Annotated in this window: 25 protein-coding genes; 20 read left to right on the top strand and 5 right to left on the bottom strand. The window is 51.4% G+C overall.

Annotation, left to right across the window (positions count from 1 at the left end):
- Positions 1-215: 215 nt before the first annotated feature.
- From TH468_RS19680 to TH468_RS21530, 14 genes are all read left to right on the top strand, one after another.
- On the top strand, positions 216-1,157 hold the full coding sequence (locus tag TH468_RS19680) for a hypothetical protein (protein WP_196871078.1): 942 nt from the start codon (positions 216-218) through the stop codon (positions 1,155-1,157).
- A 14-nt stretch (positions 1,158-1,171) separates the two neighbouring features.
- Complete coding sequence (locus TH468_RS19675) at positions 1,172-1,660, top strand: DUF411 domain-containing protein (RefSeq protein ID WP_196871077.1); 489 nt, start codon at positions 1,172-1,174, stop codon at positions 1,658-1,660.
- The gene (locus TH468_RS21790; protein WP_022733241.1) at positions 1,653-1,811 is read left to right on the top strand and encodes a hypothetical protein; all 159 of its coding nucleotides are present in this window, start codon (positions 1,653-1,655) and stop codon (positions 1,809-1,811) included. Before TH468_RS19675 ends, TH468_RS21790 begins: the two co-directional genes overlap by 8 nt.
- Positions 1,808-2,293, top strand: a complete 486-nt coding sequence (locus TH468_RS19670) for a cytochrome c (protein ID WP_063089329.1) — start codon at positions 1,808-1,810, stop codon at positions 2,291-2,293. Before TH468_RS21790 ends, TH468_RS19670 begins: the two co-directional genes overlap by 4 nt.
- On the top strand, positions 2,290-2,895 hold the full coding sequence (locus TH468_RS19665; RefSeq protein WP_063093935.1) for a DsbE family thiol:disulfide interchange protein: 606 nt from the start codon (positions 2,290-2,292) through the stop codon (positions 2,893-2,895). The genes TH468_RS19670 and TH468_RS19665 overlap by 4 nt, the downstream gene beginning before the upstream one ends.
- On the top strand, positions 2,892-3,494 hold the full coding sequence (locus tag TH468_RS19660) for a TlpA disulfide reductase family protein (RefSeq protein ID WP_223305185.1): 603 nt from the start codon (positions 2,892-2,894) through the stop codon (positions 3,492-3,494). The genes TH468_RS19665 and TH468_RS19660 overlap by 4 nt, the downstream gene beginning before the upstream one ends.
- A gap of 13 nt (positions 3,495-3,507) precedes the next feature.
- A complete protein-coding gene (locus TH468_RS21865) occupies positions 3,508-3,924 on the top strand; it encodes a hypothetical protein (RefSeq protein ID WP_197464517.1) in 417 nt (138 codons plus the stop codon).
- The gene (locus TH468_RS19650; RefSeq protein WP_063093933.1) at positions 3,917-4,177 is read left to right on the top strand and encodes a hypothetical protein; all 261 of its coding nucleotides are present in this window, start codon (positions 3,917-3,919) and stop codon (positions 4,175-4,177) included. The genes TH468_RS21865 and TH468_RS19650 overlap by 8 nt, the downstream gene beginning before the upstream one ends.
- A 62-nt stretch (positions 4,178-4,239) precedes the next feature.
- Entirely contained in the window at positions 4,240-4,890 is a 651-nt protein-coding gene (locus TH468_RS19645) for an SCO family protein (RefSeq protein ID WP_063093931.1), read from the top strand.
- Positions 4,887-5,336 carry a copper chaperone PCu(A)C gene (locus tag TH468_RS19640; RefSeq protein WP_062956573.1) on the top strand — a complete coding sequence of 150 codons (450 nt, stop codon included), beginning with the start codon at positions 4,887-4,889 and terminating at the stop codon, positions 5,334-5,336. Before TH468_RS19645 ends, TH468_RS19640 begins: the two co-directional genes overlap by 4 nt.
- The gene (locus TH468_RS19635) at positions 5,333-5,980 is read left to right on the top strand and encodes a hypothetical protein (RefSeq protein WP_062956572.1); all 648 of its coding nucleotides are present in this window, start codon (positions 5,333-5,335) and stop codon (positions 5,978-5,980) included. Before TH468_RS19640 ends, TH468_RS19635 begins: the two co-directional genes overlap by 4 nt.
- An 84-nt stretch (positions 5,981-6,064) precedes the next feature.
- On the top strand, positions 6,065-6,805 hold the full coding sequence (locus TH468_RS19630; protein ID WP_063093929.1) for a cytochrome c biogenesis CcdA family protein: 741 nt from the start codon (positions 6,065-6,067) through the stop codon (positions 6,803-6,805).
- Between the two features lie 188 nt (positions 6,806-6,993).
- Complete coding sequence (locus tag TH468_RS19625; RefSeq protein ID WP_063093927.1) at positions 6,994-9,450, top strand: heavy metal translocating P-type ATPase; 2,457 nt, start codon at positions 6,994-6,996, stop codon at positions 9,448-9,450.
- A gap of 126 nt (positions 9,451-9,576) precedes the next feature.
- Positions 9,577-9,786 (top strand): hypothetical protein, encoded by a 210-nt coding sequence (locus tag TH468_RS21530; protein ID WP_062956569.1) that lies wholly within the window; start codon positions 9,577-9,579, stop codon positions 9,784-9,786.
- 317 nt (positions 9,787-10,103) lie between these two features.
- Here the strand turns inward: TH468_RS21530 and TH468_RS19615 are convergent, their stop codons facing one another.
- Positions 10,104-11,000 carry a cation transporter gene (locus TH468_RS19615; protein WP_062956568.1) on the bottom strand — a complete coding sequence of 299 codons (897 nt, stop codon included), beginning with the start codon at positions 10,998-11,000 and terminating at the stop codon, positions 10,104-10,106.
- Between the two features lie 80 nt (positions 11,001-11,080).
- Between TH468_RS19615 and cadR the strand changes: the two genes are divergently transcribed.
- Entirely contained in the window at positions 11,081-11,488 is a 408-nt protein-coding gene (gene cadR, locus TH468_RS19610) for a Cd(II)/Pb(II)-responsive transcriptional regulator (protein ID WP_063093925.1), read from the top strand.
- Between the two features lie 293 nt (positions 11,489-11,781).
- On the opposite strand, the gene TH468_RS19605 is transcribed toward cadR, so the two are convergent.
- Positions 11,782-12,156, bottom strand: a complete 375-nt coding sequence (locus TH468_RS19605) for a helix-turn-helix domain-containing protein (protein WP_369813470.1) — start codon at positions 12,154-12,156, stop codon at positions 11,782-11,784.
- A 117-nt stretch (positions 12,157-12,273) separates the two neighbouring features.
- On the opposite strand from TH468_RS19605, the gene TH468_RS19600 reads away from it, so the two are divergent.
- From TH468_RS19600 to TH468_RS19580, 5 genes are read left to right on the top strand one after another with little or no spacing between them, the layout of a single operon-like run.
- Positions 12,274-12,663, top strand: a complete 390-nt coding sequence (locus tag TH468_RS19600; RefSeq protein WP_062956566.1) for a mercuric transporter MerT family protein — start codon at positions 12,274-12,276, stop codon at positions 12,661-12,663.
- Positions 12,642-13,004 carry a heavy-metal-associated domain-containing protein gene (locus tag TH468_RS19595; RefSeq protein WP_223305183.1) on the top strand — a complete coding sequence of 121 codons (363 nt, stop codon included), beginning with the start codon at positions 12,642-12,644 and terminating at the stop codon, positions 13,002-13,004. Before TH468_RS19600 ends, TH468_RS19595 begins: the two co-directional genes overlap by 22 nt.
- A gap of 3 nt (positions 13,005-13,007) precedes the next feature.
- On the top strand, positions 13,008-13,259 hold the full coding sequence (merF, locus tag TH468_RS19590; RefSeq protein ID WP_063093920.1) for a mercury resistance system transport protein MerF: 252 nt from the start codon (positions 13,008-13,010) through the stop codon (positions 13,257-13,259).
- Position 13,260: 1 nt separating this feature from the next.
- Entirely contained in the window at positions 13,261-14,682 is a 1,422-nt protein-coding gene (gene merA / locus TH468_RS19585) for a mercury(II) reductase (RefSeq protein ID WP_063093918.1), read from the top strand.
- Positions 14,683-14,714: 32 nt separating this feature from the next.
- Positions 14,715-15,386, top strand: coding sequence for a cytochrome c biogenesis protein CcdA (locus tag TH468_RS19580; RefSeq protein ID WP_063093916.1), 672 nt, complete (start codon positions 14,715-14,717; stop codon positions 15,384-15,386).
- A 160-nt stretch (positions 15,387-15,546) separates the two neighbouring features.
- On the opposite strand, the gene TH468_RS19575 is transcribed toward TH468_RS19580, so the two are convergent.
- Genes TH468_RS19575 through TH468_RS19565 form a run of 3 tightly spaced genes read right to left on the bottom strand, consistent with a single transcriptional unit; the run spans position 15,547 to position 19,682 of the window.
- Positions 15,547-15,930 (bottom strand): hypothetical protein, encoded by a 384-nt coding sequence (locus tag TH468_RS19575; RefSeq protein ID WP_063093914.1) that lies wholly within the window; start codon positions 15,928-15,930, stop codon positions 15,547-15,549.
- Positions 15,931-15,937: 7 nt separating this feature from the next.
- On the bottom strand, positions 15,938-17,803 hold the full coding sequence (locus tag TH468_RS19570; RefSeq protein ID WP_139190039.1) for a hypothetical protein: 1,866 nt from the start codon (positions 17,801-17,803) through the stop codon (positions 15,938-15,940).
- Positions 17,804-17,840: 37 nt separating this feature from the next.
- Positions 17,841-19,682 (bottom strand): phage integrase SAM-like domain-containing protein, encoded by a 1,842-nt coding sequence (locus TH468_RS19565; RefSeq protein WP_129542743.1) that lies wholly within the window; start codon positions 19,680-19,682, stop codon positions 17,841-17,843.
- Between the last annotated feature and the right edge of the window lie 2 nt (positions 19,683-19,684).

Genomic DNA, 19,684 nt, shown 5'->3' with positions numbered 1-19,684 from the left:
CCAAAATGTCGGCTTTGGTCGGTATTTCTTGGCGCAGTCGCGACATGCACCAAAGCATAGCTTCAGCTTCACTCAACGAGCAGGCGGCAATCCGCCCCGGCCTTGAGCGTCCCGCTTTTACTGGTGCCCGGCCTCTGAAGATCAAACCTTATAGGATCATTGTGAGCGGGATTCGGATTACGTTCTGATGCTCCAACTCCTTGAGAAACTTGCATATGAAAAGAAATACCATAGTCGCGGGCTCTGTTTCCAGACGTGCGCTGCTTCGCGGTCTCGTGACATGTGCTGGCCTCTACCTGTTGCCAGCAACAACCCTTGCCGCGGTTAGTGAAAGCTCAAACAGTGCAATTGCTTTTGATAGCAATGCGCTGATTATTGCACGCGGGTCATTGCTTCTGTATCGCGATAGGGATCGAAACTGGATAACATTGCCGGAGATGTCGGCAGGTTCCATTCTCACACTTGCAACACATCCGGAACGGCCGGGCCGAGTTATTGGTGGTCTGGATACCGGCAGGATTGTTCTGTCTGTAGATGGCGGGAAAAGTTGGGACGTACGTGGGCAAGGACTGCCAAAAGCGGCAGTCACTGCCATCACAACTGCGGCGACAAACCCAGATACCATATATGCCGCCATTCGCGGTGACGGCTTATGGCAGAGCGATGATGCTGGTCAGTCATGGGTGTTTGTCATGGACCGGCCATGGTTAGCGAATGCCGAGCGAGATCTGACAGCACTGTCTTCAGTCGATCTGGCAACCGGAATGGGTGGGATCTGGCTATATGCCGGAACCGATACCGGTGTAACGCGTGTGCCGGATTGTTTCTGCCGTTGGCAGGATGTTCAGCCGGGCGATGCCATGGATGCTCTTGCGTCCGGAAAGCAGGCAACTCCCAAAGTACCCTTACCTGAGGGTGAACCTGTGAGTGCGCTGGTCAGTGCGGTATCGCGACCGGCCACACTTTATGCCGGATTGCCATCCGGAATTTGGCAATCGCAGGATGCGGGTGTCACCTGGTTAAAGCGTTCAGAAGTTATCGCAACAGCACTCGCGGTTCATCCGCTACGCGCTGATGATCTCGTAATTGTGAATAACGACGGGGTTTTACAAAGCCCAGACGGTGGCAGGACGTGGACCGCCATTGCGAACATATGATGATGGAGAAACAGATGAGAAAATTAGTGATTGTGACAGGTGTTGCGATTCTGGCTGTTGCCGGAAGTGCTGCATTTACAATGTTTGCTCCGGGAAAAGGAGAGGCGCAAACGAACGTGACAGTAGCTGGTGAGAGAAGCAAATCGATCACAATCTATCGGGACCCGAACTGCGGATGCTGTGATGCCTATGGCGAATATCTTGAGACCAATGGATATCAGGTTACCCGTGTCGATGATCGCGATTTCGACAAGCGATCCGTTGCCGCCGGTGTCCCGGAGCAAGGGCTGGGCTGCCATTTGGCCGAGATTGACGGATATGTCGTAAGCGGGCTGGTTCCCGCCGAGATCATTGAACGGATGCTTGATGAACGCCCGGATATAACGGGTATCACGCTGCCCGGCATGCCACCAAATGCGCCGGGCATGGCACGTGAAAAAACCGGGACGCTGAAAACCTATGCGTTCGGAGAGGACGGCATTGCCGTTTACGCCAATGAATGAGTGTTTTGGACAGATGATGGATGGTTCGATGATGGGTGGCCCGATGATGATGCTGATGATGGCAGGAGGCGGTCTTGTGTTTCTTCTGATCCTTGCGATCCTGATCATGAGCGTTCTCGCGTTGTTTAAATATCTTCGGGGCGGGAAATGAGTGCGGTATCGCCCGGATCAATGGTCACCGGATTAATGGCTGGCGTCGGCATGGCTTTGTTGTTCGGCGTGATGGATGCCAGCGCGAAGCCCGAGAATCTGACTTTTCTCGAAAAGCCGCTCACTCCGGAACAGATAGCACTGGGCAAGGATGACTATGTTGAATTTTGCGCATCGTGTCATGGCTCAAATCTTGAGGGGCAGAAAAACTGGAAGCGCCGCCTTGACACCGGGCGGATGCCCGCGCCGCCACACGATGCCAGTGGCCACACATGGCGCCATAGCGATCAGGAACTGTTTGCGATCACCAAGTTCGGGGTTGGCGCTGTCGTGCCGGGGTATGAGAGCGATATGCCTGCATTTGAGGATGTGCTGAGTGATGAGGAGATCATCGCGGTACTCGGTTATATCAAGAGTGTCTGGTCGGACGAAGAACGCGAATTCCAGCACAATCTCAATCTTAAAGACGGGAGGGCGAGATGATTGCAGTCCCCAAAGAACATCGCCCGCAGAAACGGTTCAACCGGCTGATCTATTTCTTACCGCTTGGCATAGCATTGATATTGGGTGTGGCCCTAGCGAAGGGATTAACTCTTGATCCCAACACACTCCCCTCTGCCCTGTTGGGTAGACAGGTCCCGGAATTTGACCTTCCACCGGTAAAAGGTCGAACACAAGGTTTGTCGAGTACAGATATCAGAGGTGAGGTGTCGCTGGTCAATGTTTTTGCCTCCTGGTGTGTTGCGTGTCGCGAAGAGCATCCCGTGTTTATGAAACTGGCTCGCGACGGCACCGTCCCACTGCATGGCCTGAACTATAAGGATCAACCTGACGACGCTGCAGAATGGCTCGATAGTCTTGGTGATCCCTATACGAGAACCGGCGCGGATATTAATGGACGTGTGGCGATCGACTGGGGCGTCTATGGCGTCCCCGAGACCTTCGTTGTCGATGCGAAAGGGAACATTGCATACAAGCATGTCGGGCCGGTGACGGAAAAAGTGATGGCCGAGACCATTCTGCCAAGGGTCGAAAAATTGCGTAATGAGGCCTCAGGTGCCGGAACTGCGGAGGCACCTCGATGAAGAGCCTCTTAGTGCATATGAACCTGAAAGTGGGGTTTGCCGCTGGCATCATACTGGTGGTTGTTACCACATTGACCATAGTTTCGTTACGCAACGAGAAGAATGTCACCGATCAGGCAGCGGACAATGTAAGGCAGAGTCAACAGCGCTCGTTTGTCATGCATGATGCTCCCCGGCCTCTTCCCGAGTTCGGGTTCGAAAACGTCGAAGGTCAACCCATGACATTGAGTGATTTCGAGGGAACGGTCGTCTTGCTGAATGTCTGGGCTACTTGGTGTGTTCCATGCCGGGAGGAAATGCCGACTCTGGATGCCCTGCAGGCCGAACTCGGCAGTTCGGAGTTCAAAGTCGTTGCCTTGTCGATCGACCGGGCCGGAGTGGATGTCGTGCAGGATTTCTATACCGAAATCGGTATCCGGAATCTGGACTTCTTCATCGATCCAACCATGAAAACCACGACGGCTCTGGGTATCCCCGGTTTACCGACGACGCTTCTGATTGACAGGAACGGCCGCGAGCTTGGTCGACTTGTCGGACCGACCGAATGGGCGACAGCAGAGATGATAAAATTTCTTGAAACCCACATCTACACCGATTGAGGAAGGATCCCCTATGACTGAAATACAACGGACCAAATCCGGCAATACCTCGCTTGGACATGACGTGGTTCATGCCGTTCGATACTACCTGAAGGGACGTCGCGGTTTGCTCGTGCTGGCAGGAACCGCACTTGTCGCCGGACTTGCATTTAACTGGAGCTGGCTGGTTGCCGCCGGCATCGCGCCTTTGCTCCTCTCCGTTCTGCCGTGCGTAGCGATGTGTGCGCTGGGTTTATGCATGAACAAAAAGGCCTGTTCGTCGAAAAAGAGCGCCAGCGATATCGCCCCTTCCTCCGATGAAATCCCGAAAAACAGTCTTCCCGGCAATGAGGCCGGAAGGTCCCCGGCTGCATCAGGCGCAAATATAGCGTCTTTAACTCCGCAGTCGGGACATGAGTCCACAACCGAAAGGAATGTTAAAGATGCGTAAGTCAATCAAACTCACCGCTATTGCCACAATGATGGTCGCGGGACTGGCGACAACAGCCCTTTATGCCCAGGAAGCCCAAACTCCGGACATGCAATCCCCGATGATGGAGCATGACGGCAATTCCGGCATGGGGGATATGCAGGGCATGATGGGTATGATGAAGATGATGAGCCAGATGGGTCCGATGATGGAGCAGTGTACTGAAATGATGGCTGCAATGACCGATCAAATGCCGAAGCCTTCCGACAAATAACATCGTGACATGACACCCGCCCGGGACAAATACCCGGGCGGGATTTTCTACGGGATCGTTTCATGACATCGCATAATTTCAACCGGTTACGTTTCATCCGTTCTATATTATGGGGGATGGTTGTTCTTGCTGCCCTGCTCTTTGGCGGCGCATATATCTTCCAGGCTTCCGACCGCAAGCAAATGTCGTCGGGGGCCGAAGGGACGGGAGAAGCCGCCATTCACTCTGATTTTTCCTTGACCGATCATCAGGGAAACCGTGTGACCGAAGCAAGCTTTCCGGGGCGTTGGCAACTTGTCTTTTTTGGTTTCACACACTGCCCTGATGTTTGTCCGACCACACTTGCCTATATGGCGGATGCGCTTGACCGAATGGAATCCGAAGCCGACCGTGTGGCACCGATATTCATTACAATTGATCCGGTACGCGATACACCTGATGTCATGGCTGAATATGTCGAGGCCTTTCATCCGGCGCTGATCGGATTGACCGGTAGTAAGGAGGATGTCGCTGCAGCCGCCGAGGCTTTTCGGGTCTATTACGAAAAGTTGGACGACGATACAGCACCGGACGGCTATTTGATGGCCCATTCCGGGCATCTTTATCTGATGGCACCGGATGGGCGTTACCTGACTGTCTTTCGTGAAGGAGATCAGCCGGCAGAAGACATGGCAATCCGGATTCTCGCGATCATGAATGGGAGTACAATATGAAAAGAACAGCCATCGCCCTCGTCATGACCTTGCTATCAGCACTACCGGTTTCTGCCGGAAACCTTGTCGAAATATCTGACGCCTGGGCACGTGCCACGATTCTGACATCCCGTCCGGGTGTGGCATATCTTACGATCACAAGCGCTGCGACCGACCGCCTTCTGGAAATCACCACAGCTGTGGCCGACCATGTGATGATACATGATGTCGTCACGGTCGATGATGTTCGCCGGATGCGACATGTCATGGCTCTGGATGTTCCGGCCAACCGCCCGGTCACTCTGGCGCCGGGGGCAATGCATCTCATGTTGACGGGATTGCATGAAAAACTCCGTGAAGGTGAGAAGTTTCCCATGACATTGCGCTTTGAAAACGCAGGCGAGATTAGCATTGACGTCGCCATTCTTGGCATAGCTGCCGCCGGGCCGCAGGGGGAAACAGAATGATCCGGTGGTTGTTTTTGATCCTGGCGTTGACGGCCTCACCAGCTTTTGCGAATCATCCCGGTGAACACCTTGACGAGGTGATGGCGGATAAAGAGCCATATTTTGAGGTGACAAACACCGGAAAGGTTCCAGAGATAGAACTTTTTAACCAAAATCAAGGTCGCTTTAATTTGAGCGACCTTGATGATCAGATACTTATTTTAAGTTTTGTGCCAAGGGATTGTGGTGCAGCCTGTGCAGAACAGCAAACCCTACTGGCGTCCTCTCAGGCGAGGCTGAATATTAGCCCGATGCGGGAAATGGTCACGTTCATTACCGTTCATTCCGAAGATTTTTCAGATACTCCTTCTTGGGATCTGGTGAACTGGCGGCCTGTTATGCCGTCTTCGGATATCAGTGCTGTAACTGTTGCCGATAAATTCGCCAAATTGAGCCAGCGTGACGGGTCTGCGCCGATGATTCATATTATCGATCGGAATACCCGCCATGCCGGTATTTTTCACGGCACGAGTTTCAATCAGATGAATCTGATCCTTTACGTGAACGGATTGACAAACGCTGTCCACCCCCCAAAGCCGCCTGTTGAAAAGGGGTGGCTCGATCAGTTAACAGACTGGTTCTCAAAAGTAGGAAAAGAGCCCTGAACAAAGATAGGCTTAGCACTGTTTGGTTAGCTGACCTTCCTGTTCTCTGAATACTTGGTTCCTGATTTTACGGAATACAGATTAATGCCTGAACTTTCCAATATCGGCATAATAAGCGCGTTCGCCGCAGGCCTCATATCGTTTCTCTCGCCATGCGTGCTGCCTCTGGTTCCCGGATATATCTCCTATATCGCGGGTGGTGCCTCTCTTTCGACCAGAACGGAGGCAATCCGAGTTGGTCGATTGTCATCTCTTGGTTTCAGCCTGTGTTTCGTTTTGGGCTTCACCACGGTTTTCGTCCTTCTGGGGGCCAGTGCAACAGCACTTGGTCAGGTCCTGCTCGGGTACCGGTTCGAGATGAATCTGATTGGTGGCGGCATTGTCATTCTGTTCGGGCTGTTCATGCTGGGAACGCTCCGTCCGGCGTGGATGATGCGAGAAGCACGCTTTCATCTTGATCTGCCTGGTGGGCGTGTGACTTCGGCATATGTGCTTGGGCTTGCTTTTGCGTTCGGGTGGACGCCCTGCATTGGCCCTATTCTCGGTGCCATTCTGACTGTCAGCGCCGCGTCGGCAACTGTCAGCGATGGTATTGCTTTGCTGATCGTATATTCCGTGGGGCTTGGTGTGCCGTTTCTCTTGGCAGCACTGCTTACCGAGAGTCTGTCTGTCAGATTGAAATCCATAGGACGCTTTGGGCGTTATCTCCGTGCAGCGGCGGCCTTGATCATGATTGCTATGGGGACGGCGATGATGACCGGTTATATGTCCGCCTTTGCGTTCTGGCTGCTGGAAACATTCCCGCTTTTGGGGCGCATTGGTTGACGGGCCAGGAAGAACCTTCCAACACTTAATGGCTTTCTTAGCAGTGACTTGTGCGCGCTATTTTTTGCCGAAAAATTGGAAGAAAACAGCAAAGTACACGTCGTGTGAGACACTTCGAACAAAATACTTGACCTTCCAGTGACTGGAGCCTTGATACTTGCTTAAACAGCAGACAATCAGAGGTTCAGATGCAAAACCATAATCACGTGCAAATAAAACTTGATGGCATAACCTGCTCCTCTTGCGTAGCAAGAATCGAGCAAACTCTATCCGCGATGAAAGGTGTCGGAGAAGTATCGGTCAATCAGGCGAATGAGACAGCCCGAATGAAGGTCGACAAGGCGCAAAGGCTTGTCGAGATTGCTCAAGCGCTTCAGAAACTTGGTTATGCCCCCCAATATGGCAACGTAACTCTAAGTGTGAATTCAATGTCATGCGCCTCTTGTGTTAATCGCATCTCAAAGTCGCTTGGCCAAGTCACCGGCGTAATAGACGTAGCCGTCAACCTTCCAGCTGAGACTGTAGCGGTGAAATTCCTACAGAATGTTGTCTCTCCGACTGAATTGTCCTCCCAACTGACTGCTTCCGGTTATCCATCTGAGATCAAAGAAACAACGGACAGTTCTATCAAGAATAAACAGGTTGCGCGTGAAATAGCCTACCGTACGCTTTGGGCTGCTTTGCTAACTCTGCCTATTTTTCTGACCGAAATGGGCGGTCATATCATCCCGGAACTTGCTAATGTTATCGAAAGCACGATCGGGCAGCAAACTTACTGGACGCTGCAATTTATCTTAACAACAGCAATTCTTGCCGGGCCGGGCAGATACTTCTTCATCAGAGGTGTCCCTTCTCTTCTGAAAGGTTCTCCAGATATGAACAGTCTGGTCGCACTCGGAACGGGAGCGGCTTATATATTCTCTACCGTTTCCACATTTCTTCCTGAACTTATACCTGTGGAAGTTCGCGCAGTATATTTCGAAGCCGCAGCAGTCATCATTGTTCTCATCCTGCTTGGCCGTTTTCTGGAAGCCCGTGCAAAGGGGAGGACTGGAGCGGCGATCCAAAAACTTCTGGGACTTCAAGTTATAGAAGCACGAGTACAACGCGATGGCGAAAGCGTCATTGTTCCTGTTGATGACCTTCAAGTTGGCGATGTTATTATAGTGCGCCCGGGTGAACGAATCCCGGTTGATGGTGTAATTGTTGAGGGAAACAGTCATATTGACGAGAGCATGATAACGGGCGAGCCAATTCCTGTTGCCAAACAAGCTGATTCAAAAGTCACAGGAGGAACCGTGAATGGTGCAGGAGGCTTCAGTTTTCGCGCAACTCGTGTTGGTGAAGACACAACATTATCGCAAATAATTCGGATGGTTGAAGAAGCCCAATCCACCAAACTTCCCATTCAGAGTCTGGTTGATCGCGTAACTCAATGGTTTGTACCTGCAGTCATGTTTTTTTCTGCACTAAGTGTCTTGGCATGGTTTTTGTTCGGTCCTGAGCCAGCCGTTACAATGGCGTTGGTGGCAGGTGTTTCTGTTCTAATAATAGCCTGTCCTTGCGCAATGGGGTTAGCCACACCAACCTCCATCATGGTTGGAACAGGTCGTGCAGCTGAAATGGGTATTTTGTTTCGCAAGGGAGACGCACTTCAGGAACTTCGTTCCGTTCAGATCGTTGCGCTCGACAAGACTGGTACTTTGACGGAAGGGCGGCCAGAGGTAACCGATTTTGTGGTTGCTCAAGGCTTCACAAAACTTGAAGTTTTAAGGTATGTAGCTGCTGTTGAAGCCAGATCGGAACACCCGATTGCCAACGCAATCGTATCTACGGCGCGCCGTGAGAATATTGACGCAGACCAACCAGTTACAGATTTCACCTCATTCACTGGTTACGGCGTCCGAGCAAAGGTTGATGATGCAACTGTCCTAGTTGGAACTGAACGCCTGATGCGACGAGAACAGATTGATCTCAAAGATTTTCCTGCAGTTGTTCAAAAGCTCTCACGAAACGGGCGAACAGCATTGTACGCAGCAATTGACGGACAGGTTGCTGCTGTTATCGGAGTGTCAGATCCTGTAAAGCCTTCAAGCAGGGACGTGATAAAAGCGCTTCACAGCCTTGACCTGAAAGTCGCAATGATAACAGGTGACAGTCTTGAGACTGCACAGGTAATTGCAGAGGAAACTGGAATTGATCATGTAGTTGCTGGAGTGTTGCCAGACGGCAAGGTTGCGGCCTTGAATGATCTTCGTGGAGAGGGGCGGAAGATTGCATTTGTTGGTGACGGTATTAATGACGCACCTGCTCTCGCTCATGCCGATGTTGGGATCGCGATAGGCACAGGCACTGACGTGGCAATTGAGTCGGCAGATATTGTTCTGATGTCTGGCGATCTTGGCGGCGTCATCAATGCCTTTGAAGTATCCAACCGGACGATGCGAAACATTCAGCAAAATCTGTTTTGGGCTTTTGGCTATAACACCGCACTTATCCCTGTTGCTGCAGGTCTGCTTTATCCTTTCTCTGGAATTCTGCTCACTCCTGTTCTCGCAGCAGGCGCAATGGCGTTGTCTTCGGTCTTTGTTTTAACAAATGCATTGCGGCTCCGTAAAATTGTGCCGGTAATGCGTATGTTGTGATCGCGTGATTGGATTGAGAAAGAACTGAAAAGTTCTATTAGATCGTGAGTGCGTCAAAGTACCGGTAGGAGAAGTTCTTCTCGGCAAGAACCTCTCTTACCCAATACCGGATTAAGGAGCGATTAAATGACGACCTCAAGTGATGAACAATTGGAGTATGTAGTTTTGCATGCTTTCAAACATGCCTGCAGCTGCGAAAGGCTTGATATTGCCGAATTTATGCTAAGAGCCCTTGAAAAGCTTGATCAGGAGCGAACGGAACATGACACCGTGGATCGTCCATTGATGGATGCGTATCGTGATTTGACGGCAAGCTCACAGCATCACAATAATTGATAGCTGGGGTGGTAAGGTCAATTGGAACACTTGAATTAACATTTCAAAGTATCCTTCATCTTTCAGCAAACCGAGTTTCACATGGCACGGCTTGATTCGTGTGAAGAAGAGTTGGTGGTTTTCTCAATTGGCAACTGAATGCAGCACAGGTGTTCCATGTCTGCACCCAATTAAAGAACGGGGTACAGAAACAGACTCGCCATAGGCCATTGATTGTTGCCCCAGACATTTTATCGCCTGATCCGACGCAGGAAGTACGCCAGAAATGGGCAATAGGTCATGCCGTGAGCGATTTTTGCCCGCAACGGACACTGCTCTTAACCCTTGATAGCCAGAATGCGTTTGGCGCCGTTCAGTACAATGACCCCGGCGATGGTGCCGATGATCAGGTCCGGATAATTGGACCCGGTCCACGCGACCAAAACGCCGGCGGTGATGACCCCCAGATTGATCACCACGTCATTGGCCGAGAATATCCAGCTTGCCTTCATGTGCGCCCCGCCCTCCCGATGTTTGGATATGAGCAGCAGACAACTGGCATTGGCAATCAATGCGACGAATGCGATAGCCATCATCACCAACGATTCAGGCTCACTGCCAAATACAAAGCGTCTCACCACCTCCGCTAGTGCTCCAACAGCCAGAATTAGCTGCAGAACACCAGCAAGATGCGCGGCACGCACCTGCATTCTTATGCTATGCCCAACAGCATAAAGGGCGAGCCCGTATACCGCCGCATCTGCGAAATTATCAAGAGACTCACTAATTAGGCCAGTGGACTGGGCTGCCAGGCCGGAAATCATTTCTATTAGAAATAGGAGTGCATTGATGCCAAGCAACCAGCGCAGGGTGCCTGCTTCTTGTTTGATAGAGGTAGTTGAGGCTTCGGCGGTCTTGATGGTCTCTGGATCGGCTGCGGTGCTTTCCTGAAGCGTAGCGCCTAGCCCCAAGGTCTCCAACTTTGTAGTGATAGCGGCAACTTCGCCATTGTGTACGACCTCCAACTGGTGGTTCGACAAGTCGAAGGACAAGGTCTGAATCTCCTTAAGGCCATTCAGGGCGAGGCGGATTATTCGTTCTTCTGACGGGCAGTCCATTTTTGGCACTGCATAAATACTGATCCATTGCTCTGATGCTTCGAAGGCGTTCGGTTCATCGGTATTCGATGGCGGAGGTGCATCACTACCAGAAAGGCTATCACAGAATATACTCATGACATGGTTCCACTTTAAATTACAGTGTTACCATTCAAAACTATATAGTAACTATAAGGTCAATAGGGTGGAGAGGACAAATGCGCATTGGTCAGTTGGCACGGTTAGTAGAGATCGACACACAAACAATCCGCTTCTATGAACAGCAGGGCCTATTGCCGTCGGTAGGGCGGAGAGAAAACGGCTACCGCGTCTATACCAAAAAGCATGGTCAACGGTTGAGATTTATCCGTCGCTGCAGAATTCTGGGTCTATCTCTGGCGGAGATTTCCGAACTACAGCAGCATCAGGATGAGCCTCATCAGCCTTGTAATGCGGTCAACGTTTTACTTGATGATCACATATCTCATGTGCAATCACAGATTGCCACTCTACAAGCGCTAGAAATACAACTCGTTTCACTAAGAGAAAGTTGCAAAGATGGACGGGATGTAGAGGAATGTGGCGTTCTTTCTGGGATCAATGATAAAGAGACGCATAAGAGGTAGAGGGGTTTTACTGTGGAACAAACCGAAAAACCAATATTTTACTCTTGCCGATTTAATTATATAAACAGAAACTTTTTTGGTTTATCTTGCTAAATACTTCCTATTTTATATATTACTTGGGGCGTATCCTTTTTTGTAATCTGGCATTCCATCATAAGTTTTTGTTGATATTTAGCTCAAGGATTTGGGAATAATTGAAATTTACTTCATTTGTTGGCATGCTGACAATGTTGTAAAAATTGATAACTGGCCTCTTTGTCCTTTTGATGAAGCCGAACTCACAAGCTACTACTTCAAACGTGGAACAAGGCTTCCAGAACAGGGCACTCAGGCACATCTTTTCCTGAACATTGAGCTGCCGTTTCCGCCAAAACCTGTTCGATCCGTTTCAGGTCATCAATTTTTGTGCGCACGTCAGCAAGATGGCTTTCCGTACGCTGTTTGACCTCCGAACATGTTTGCAACTGACCATCTATAAGAGTCAGCAACCCCCGGATATCTTCAATCGAAAAACCCAGATCACGGGCGCGCAGGATAAACCGCAACCGGGAAACATGTGTTTCGTCATACAGCCTGTAACCCGTTTTGCTGCGCCGCGGATCGGGCATCATGCCGGTCTTTTCATAATAGCGGATCGTTTCAAGATGACAGCCTGTCACCTTCGACAATTCTGCTCGCTTTAGTCGCCTCCCGGAATTGTGATCGTCCATGTGATCAAAACCTTCTTTAATCTGTAGCAGCTACAGACTGTATCTTAACTGCGAATCGAATTCGAGGTAAATCACATGAACGATATCAAATCGGACGACCTGTTGTCGGATGACGGGAAGCAGACAAAAAGAGGTCTGCTTGCAACTGGTGGAGTGGTCGGAGCCATTCTTGCATCCGCCTGCTGTGTCGCACCACTCCTGCTTCTGATGCTGGGGGTGTCGGGGGCCTGGATCGGCAATCTGACGGCTCTTGAACCTTACAAACCACTCTTCGCGACGGTGGCTCTGATATTTATCGGGCTGGGGTTCTGGCAGGTCTATTTCAAGACCAAGCCAGCTTGTGACGACGGGTCTTACTGCGCCCGTCCGGAATCCGCACTGATCACCAAAGCCGCCCTGTGGTTCTCAACCGTGCTGGTGGGATTGGCCCTGACAATCAACTGGTGGGCACCGCTGTTCTATTAGGAGAAATCGAGATGAAACGAACAGGCATTATTCTGGCCGGGGCATTTGCCCTGGGACTGGCTGTCATATATCCGGGAGGCTACCTCCCAACTGCGGCGCTTGCTGCCAGCGCCACAGCGCAGGATGAACAAACAACCGTTTTCGACATCGAAAACATGACCTGCGCCCTGTGTCCGGTGACGGTCAAAACCGCGATGGAAGCCGTCACCGGCGTAGAGGCCGTAGACGTCAACTTCGATAAAAAAAACGCAACTGTCACCTTCGACCCGTCAGTCGCCAATGTGGAAACCATCGGGATCGCTTCGACAAATGCCGGTTATCCGGCCAAGGCGCGGGATTAAATAATGCGTGGCAACACCATTTTCAAAACCGGGATCGTCGGAACAATTTTTGCTGTGATCTGCTGTTTCACACCAATCCTTGTTGTCTCGTTCGGGGCCCTTGGACTCTCGGCATGGCTGGGCTGGATAGACTATGTCCTCATACCCGGATTACTCCTGTTCATTGCCCTGGCACTGTACGGCTACCGACAACGAGCCCGTGCGCGCGCTTGCTGCGAGACCGATACACAACCAACCACCCGGAAAGGAAAATAATATGAACAATTGTTGTTCGACCGACAAACAGGAATATGACCTTGCTGTCATCGGCGCGGGTTCGGCCGGTTTTTCGGCGGCGATTACGGCCGCTGAACAGGGCGCAAGGGTCGCACTTATCGGCAAGGGAATGATTGGCGGCACATGCGTCAATGTCGGGTGTGTTCCCTCCAAAACCATGATCCGTGCCGCAGAGGCCGTGCATGGTGCGGGGGCCGCTGCGCGTTTTCCCGGCCTCTCCGGAAACGCTCATGTCGCTGACTGGCAGTCCCTGATCAAGGCTAAAGAGGATCTGGTTTCCGGTTTGCGTCAGAAGAAATATATCGATCTGCTGCCCGAATATGATGGTATCGATTATCTCGAAGGGGACGTTATATTTAATGACACCGGTCTTCTGCTTGACGGCAAAAAGCTTGTTGCAAGAAAGACAATCATTGCAACCGGCACATCCCCGTCATTTCCCGATATTCCAGGCATTGAGAATGTCCCCTGTCTGACCAGTACAACGGCACTTGAACTTGATCAGCAGCCACGATCACTTCTCGTGATTGGCGGCGGATATATCGGTTGTGAACTGGCTCAGATGTTTGCACGGCTCGGCAGCTCGGTTACGCTGGTGACACGGTCACGGCTTCTTCCCGAAGCAGAACCGGAAATTGCTGCATCGCTCACTCAGGAGTTAAGGAATGAAGGGGTATCCGTTCGCACGGGCCTCACCTACGAGAGGGTTGAACGGAAGAATGATAAAACGGAACTGACCATTAACGTTGATGGCCAGGCCGAGGTTCTTTTTGCTGAACATATCCTGGTAACGACAGGCCGTAAGCCGAATACAAACGGATTAGGCCTCGAAACGGCCGGAATTGAAGTAAATTCGAATGGCGGAATTGTTGTGGACGCGTACATGCGGACGACGCGTCCTGATGTATATGCTGCGGGCGATGTGACCGGGCGCGACCAGTTCGTTTATATGGCAGCTTATGGCGCCAAACTTGCGGCAATAAATGCCTATAACCGTGACGAACAGACATATGACAACACAACGATGCCCTGGGTTGTCTTCACTGATCCACAAGTTGCTGGCGTAGGTCTCTCCGAGGTTCAGGCACAGAAACGGGGCTTTGTGGTCAAGACATCTGTCGTGCCGCTTGATCTGGTGCCCAGATCACTTGCCGCCCGTGATACACGCGGTTTGATAAAACTCATTGCAGATGAAGCAACTGACCGCTTGCTGGGCGCTCAGATACTGGCACCCGAGGGCTGTGACAGCATTCAGACAATGGCGCTGGCCATACGGTTTGGGATGACCGCCCAAGAACTTGGCGACACGATTTTTCCCTATCTGACCACAGTCGAGGGCCTGAAACTTGCCGCTCAGGGCTTTGCGAGAGATGTCGCCAGACTGTCCTGTTGTGCCGGGTAACACCATGCGACGATGATAAGGAATTTACAAACGTGACACCGGACCTGTTCAACCTGATCTTTCTTGCGCTGGGCTTGGGATTTTTGGGATTTATCGAGCCCTGCACGATTGGCGCGCATATGCTGTTTCTCAACAGCCAGTGTGACCGTTCACTGCGCATGCGGGTTGGGGCTCTAGCTGCATTCATGCTCGCACGCCTTCTGGTCATGGGCGGTTTCGGCGGCGTGATCGTCATGCTGGGACAACGCATGATCGGGGTTCAGACCGGGGCATGGCTGATCTTTGGGGCACTCTATATGGTCATCGGAATTGTCTTCCTGTTCGGTGCAGGGGGACGGTTTCGGCGGCGTATCCGGATTGCGCCAGTCGGATGGCGGATCACGAAAAACCCATGGGTTCAGGGCGTTGCGTTTGGCCTGAATATTCCCGCCTGCGCCGCGCCGATCCTTTTCGGCCTGATGGGGGCCGCAACCGCAACAGGCTCCGCCGCAAAGGGTTTCATTCTGATGGCGGTCTTTGCGCTGTCGTTGTCACTTCCATTGGTACCGTTTTCGGTCGTGCCGCAACTTACTTCGCTTCTTGTCGGACTTGCAGACTGGATGCGTCCGCGCCGCTGGTTGACCGGCTTTGTTTTCGTCGCCCTTGGCCTATGGTCAATCTGGTTCGGGCTATTTGTCAATCTGGCAGACTGGGCAAAGGCATGAACTTGGGGAGGCGCCTCTCTGCTGATCTGCGGAAGTGATCTGTCGTAAGTGGGATGATTTATGGAAGATGGGAGACATGTGCATTAGGAGAGGCTTGGCGTAGACACCACGATTGATGTAAAAGGCTTGTTAAGAGTCTTCCTGTGTCGTGGAAGGCCCATTACGTATCAGAACCTTCTGCTTGTGTCATACGTACTGCCTGGCGAATTCTTGAAGCCGTTTGTCGTTCCATCTCGCGCATTTGAAGCAGCATTGCTGCCATCAGGTCTCTCGCCGTCCCGGTTTCCTGTTTTAATTTGGCGATTTCCTGACGCAGACTCATGATCTCATTTTGTTTTGATGATTTTGCTGTTGCCTCAAATGATTTCAGTCTCTCAAGCACTTTGGGATATTTGTACAGTGTTGTCCGGCTATGCCCGGCTTCGCGCGCAACCATACTTTTGTTGATTTTGGGTGTATTGCTGGAATTGGCTTTCAGAGCATGACGCGCGAGGAGCCGATCAATCGCCATCATGAATGCGGCTTCAACAGATGTGGGTGACATGGTTTCATTACCCGGGATTGTTGTTTTCTGCAGCTGCAGCTTCGGTGGTTTCAAGCTTGTTTAGCACCATAATACATTGTTCGAGGCGTTGTTTGCAGAGTTGTGCGAGAGCAAAGTCATCATTGGTTGTTGCCGTTTTCAGATCATCTTGCAATTTGGCCCGGCGGTCTTTCCAGAAGGGCAAATGAGTCTCGTCAAGGACAAGGTTTTGACATTCCCAACATAAATCCGGGCGTGCGGCCGACCATAGCGGCGCACTGATCACCCATCGGGCAGAGCAACCGATGGTACAATTCCCGGTTCCCTGTCGAAACAGGCAGGTTCCGAGGGATGTCTTTCCCCAGCGAATATCATGTGCCCGTATACCCGAGGTACGAACCAGTTCTTCAATATCGCGTGGGCGGTCATCTTCGGGACGGTTGTCCAGAGATTTTCCGAGTTGATTCGCAGTCTCTTTCAGTTTTCCACTGAGGGCCCCCGAGACGTTTTTTCTGCCGGCAATCATTTCGCCAATGAGAGAGACCGTTGACTGAACCGCAGCATCATCAAGGATCTGTTTCAGTTCTGGATCCGCATTTATATATCCCTGTTCCGTCATCGCCATACTGATGTGTTTGAAATGCTCCCGAAGCACCGGGAGCATGCAGCTGTCGCTTCGGATGACATATTGGGCGAAGGATTTGCGCCATTGATGAGAAGTAACAGTCCAATCCTTAACACCGCTTCTGACAAAGAACCTTCTCTGGCAGCGATTGACCCAACTTAAAGTATGGGCTTTCACATCTTTGGTCAGGCTTTTTGTTCGGCTAAAACCGACAATCAGTTCGTTGATGTTTCTTCGAGTGCGCCAGGGGGCGTACAACCTTTCGATGACAGATATTGCCTTGACCGGAACAGGAAGGTGATCACTCCCGACCGGGCGCAGTCCGGTGACCCAGGTGGCCGGGCGAGGCGTTTTCGTCGTCTTGTAGATATGACCGGAAAGATAAAATATCTCATGAAGACCGCTGGCCGACGGTTCAATTTTTATGCAATCGGGCAAGGCATTTTGTGCCAGTGGCGTATCAGAGGCTTGCAGTCCCAGCAATTCACTCACTCTGATACCCGACAATCCCTGGATGAGGATCAGGCACGCGTCAGTCAGAGAGTTCATGCGATCGCGTAAATGCTTCCTGTCTGGTGCATGTTTTTCGGCAACCTGCAGGTCTTTGGTGTCCGCGAAATGCCGAGCCTGTAAAATAATATCCTCTGCCGCGTCAAGCATGCACAAGGCGCTGGTCATTATGTGCAAAAATATGGGGTCGGGGACTGGCGGGACGTATCCCTGTTCCCTGCCTGCCAGCTGTTTCGCGACCTCGAACGCTGTCATGCCATGCCAGGGGGCGCTGCCCGGTACAGGAATTCCCGCCTTTGCCAGAACAGGGGCCTGATATCCCAGAGAAACAGGCAATGCGAGATGTTCCATAAGATACACGGCGTTGAGATTGGCTTTATTCTGCTTGTCGATGAGCAGGTTGTCGAGATACTGGTCAAAAGCACAGGTATCAAGCGCGCCGAAATGAGCGTAGCCGGATTTGCCCATCCAGCGAGCAAGATAAAGAACCCGTCGGGAGAGTTTGCCCATTGAGCCCGGCTTGTATCTATGCCGCTGTCTTGGGTCGACAATCAGTGACCAGACCAGTCGACGATGTGCGTCGAGCAATATCGCCCATTTCGGGTCTACGAATTTACTGCCGTCCGGCATGATGAAATCCCAGCGTATGGTGCTGGCTGCAGCGTCGTGACCTGGCGTCAGATTATCGAAGAACCATCTGTCATCATACCAGCGGGAATGGCGGTTGATCCTCGTTTCCCGCAGATCTTCCGCTGCCATGAGATGATATGCTGTAGCGGTTTGTATAGGGTTCATGTCATTCGATCAGAATGGCGTGGGTTCTTTGAATGTTTTTGGCCTCATGCCAAACACTCCTGGCCGGGAACTTGCTGAGCCAATTGTCCAGGCCCTTTTGTACCGTTGACCAATATAGCCAGCGACCTGGCGGTAAATCGTGACGTGCTTTCTCAATGGCATTGTGGAGATGAAGCAGTTGTGCCAAAGCGTGTGAATTGTCGGGGATCACGGCGGCGCGAGGACATAGCGGACACTCTCCCCAGGCGGTGCAGAGTTGTCCTGTGGACTGGGATGCGAGAGGAGAATCATAGGGGTCGGTGCATTCAAACCCCGGCGTTGCGGCGCGACCTGTATTGTTTGGAAGATTGATACGGTCATCGGACTTTCCAGATGTCCGGATATATCGTTCCCGTCGGTTCAAAAGATTGCCCAATGTTTCCCGTCTGCGGTGCCGGGCCGCTTCCGACACATAATGCGTTTCCGTTGTCTCTGTGTGCCAATGATTGAGAATTGCCTGTTGTGCCTTGATATCCCCGTTACTCAGTTGATTGACAATCTCCGAGATGGTGGGGCGAATGTTCGACAAGCTGAAATCAGGGAGTTGATTATCTTTTCTGAAAGCAGAAAGTGCGTTAGGGAAGGTGCAGGTTGCATTGAGATAATGATGAGCCCTTCCGTAATTTCTGCCCTGAAATATGAAGAGCATATCATGGTCGGGATCGTGCTCGGCATTTGGGAGGCGACGGGTCAGCTTTCCGACATTGTTGAAAATGGAAATCGGGCTATCAATCTCTGTGCTATCCTGAGGATAGGTTCGAACCTGATCGCCTCGCGCGCGTTTCTTCCCGCCGACCACCCGATATCTCGGCGCCAGTTCGGCACTTCCTTTAAGTAACGAGCTCTCCCGAAGGGCGGATTTTCGTAAAGCCAGTATGGTTTCCGGATTGAAGGCCGTCCTGATTGCCATCATCACGACAAACGGGACCAGAGAGCGCTTTGTTGCATACAGCCACGGAGCAATACCCTTGATCCCTCCGAAAAACTCGATTTGTCGTCGCCGGCCATCGCCGTCAGCAAAGAATTGTTTGCTGTTCGTCACATAGCCACCATAGCGGTCTTCAATGATTGCCAGCAATGTTTCAAGTCTATGCTCGGTGGGTGAAGCACCCGCCTGCAGGCGTTCTCTACCTGATTTAATAAAGTCGTTTCCTTCTTCCCATTTGCGCATCCATGTCTGCATTTCTTTGATGCAGGCGCGCTCAATCGTTACAAGATCGGTGATAGCCAAAATTGGTCGATGAGCAATTTGCTCGTTTATTCCAGGCCAGGGATTTGGCTGGATATAAGCATCCCCAGGGACTTCGCTTGTATATTGTGGATTTTGTTTAAGATAGTGCAATACAACACGGAGTGGGGAGATTAACCCGGCTTTCGTTTTGCTTGTAAGCTGTTGGGTGTCGAGCCAGAAAATGTACTCATTAAAAAGAGTTGTGGTCAGATCCGACAGTTTAAAATGTGCTTTTCCCTGTTCGCACATAAAAGCAAAGAAGCGATTGAGAGCTTGAACCTTGTTGACCTGGGTAGAGGGACCAAACTTGCGAATATGCGAGAAAATGGCCGTAGCAAACGGAACAGACAGATGTTCGGCTTTCAGCCAATCGTCGCTGACATTGATCTGGGCACTGCCGCGGTTGGATTTTGCGGTACGGGGACAGTTTAGCGTGAGTTGACACAGTTTTCCGTCAGGTGACAGCTTTTGGATAACCCCGTATTCTCTCTCTTCCTTTTCCGGACGGGCCAGGTTGTTCCTGTCGAAGGCAGGTGCCGCACCCGGGCGATACGTGAGAAAAGATCTGTCCATGC

Origin of the sequence: Thalassospira sp. MCCC 1A03138 (genome assembly GCF_002115785.1) — a bacterium.
GTDB lineage: Bacteria > Pseudomonadota > Alphaproteobacteria > Rhodospirillales > Thalassospiraceae > Thalassospira.
The sequence above is the reverse complement of the archived record's forward strand: the minus strand, read 5'-3'. Positions and strand labels throughout refer to the sequence as shown.

Bases quoted from the DNA above. Each gene is read 5' to 3' on its own strand.
- TH468_RS19650 (WP_063093933.1), top strand. From the start codon at position 3,917: ATGCGTAAGTCAATCAAACTCACCGCTATTGCCACAATGATGGTCGCG.
- TH468_RS19635 (WP_062956572.1), top strand. From the start codon at position 5,333: ATGATCCGGTGGTTGTTTTTGATCCTGGCGTTGACGGCCTCACCAGCT.
- TH468_RS19600 (WP_062956566.1), top strand. From the start codon at position 12,274: ATGAACGATATCAAATCGGACGACCTGTTGTCGGATGACGGGAAGCAG.
- TH468_RS21790 (WP_022733241.1), top strand. From the start codon at position 1,653: ATGAATGAGTGTTTTGGACAGATGATGGATGGTTCGATGATGGGTGGC.
- TH468_RS19665 (WP_063093935.1), top strand. From the start codon at position 2,290: ATGATTGCAGTCCCCAAAGAACATCGCCCGCAGAAACGGTTCAACCGG.
- TH468_RS19575 (WP_063093914.1), bottom strand. From the start codon at position 15,930: ATGTCACCCACATCTGTTGAAGCCGCATTCATGATGGCGATTGATCGG.
- TH468_RS19565 (WP_129542743.1), bottom strand. From the start codon at position 19,682: ATGGACAGATCTTTTCTCACGTATCGCCCGGGTGCGGCACCTGCCTTC.
- TH468_RS19660 (WP_223305185.1), top strand. From the start codon at position 2,892: ATGAAGAGCCTCTTAGTGCATATGAACCTGAAAGTGGGGTTTGCCGCT.
- cadR (WP_063093925.1), top strand. From the start codon at position 11,081: ATGCGCATTGGTCAGTTGGCACGGTTAGTAGAGATCGACACACAAACA.
- merF (WP_063093920.1), top strand. From the start codon at position 13,008: ATGCGTGGCAACACCATTTTCAAAACCGGGATCGTCGGAACAATTTTT.
- merA (WP_063093918.1), top strand. From the start codon at position 13,261: ATGAACAATTGTTGTTCGACCGACAAACAGGAATATGACCTTGCTGTC.
- TH468_RS19645 (WP_063093931.1), top strand. From the start codon at position 4,240: ATGACATCGCATAATTTCAACCGGTTACGTTTCATCCGTTCTATATTA.
- TH468_RS19625 (WP_063093927.1), top strand. From the start codon at position 6,994: ATGCAAAACCATAATCACGTGCAAATAAAACTTGATGGCATAACCTGC.
- TH468_RS21530 (WP_062956569.1), top strand. From the start codon at position 9,577: ATGACGACCTCAAGTGATGAACAATTGGAGTATGTAGTTTTGCATGCT.
- TH468_RS19675 (WP_196871077.1), top strand. From the start codon at position 1,172: ATGAGAAAATTAGTGATTGTGACAGGTGTTGCGATTCTGGCTGTTGCC.
- TH468_RS19630 (WP_063093929.1), top strand. From the start codon at position 6,065: ATGCCTGAACTTTCCAATATCGGCATAATAAGCGCGTTCGCCGCAGGC.
- TH468_RS19640 (WP_062956573.1), top strand. From the start codon at position 4,887: ATGAAAAGAACAGCCATCGCCCTCGTCATGACCTTGCTATCAGCACTA.
- TH468_RS21865 (WP_197464517.1), top strand. From the start codon at position 3,508: ATGACTGAAATACAACGGACCAAATCCGGCAATACCTCGCTTGGACAT.
- TH468_RS19670 (WP_063089329.1), top strand. From the start codon at position 1,808: ATGAGTGCGGTATCGCCCGGATCAATGGTCACCGGATTAATGGCTGGC.
- TH468_RS19680 (WP_196871078.1), top strand. From the start codon at position 216: ATGAAAAGAAATACCATAGTCGCGGGCTCTGTTTCCAGACGTGCGCTG.
- TH468_RS19570 (WP_139190039.1), bottom strand. From the start codon at position 17,803: ATGGCAGCGGAAGATCTGCGGGAAACGAGGATCAACCGCCATTCCCGC.
- TH468_RS19615 (WP_062956568.1), bottom strand. From the start codon at position 11,000: ATGAGTATATTCTGTGATAGCCTTTCTGGTAGTGATGCACCTCCGCCA.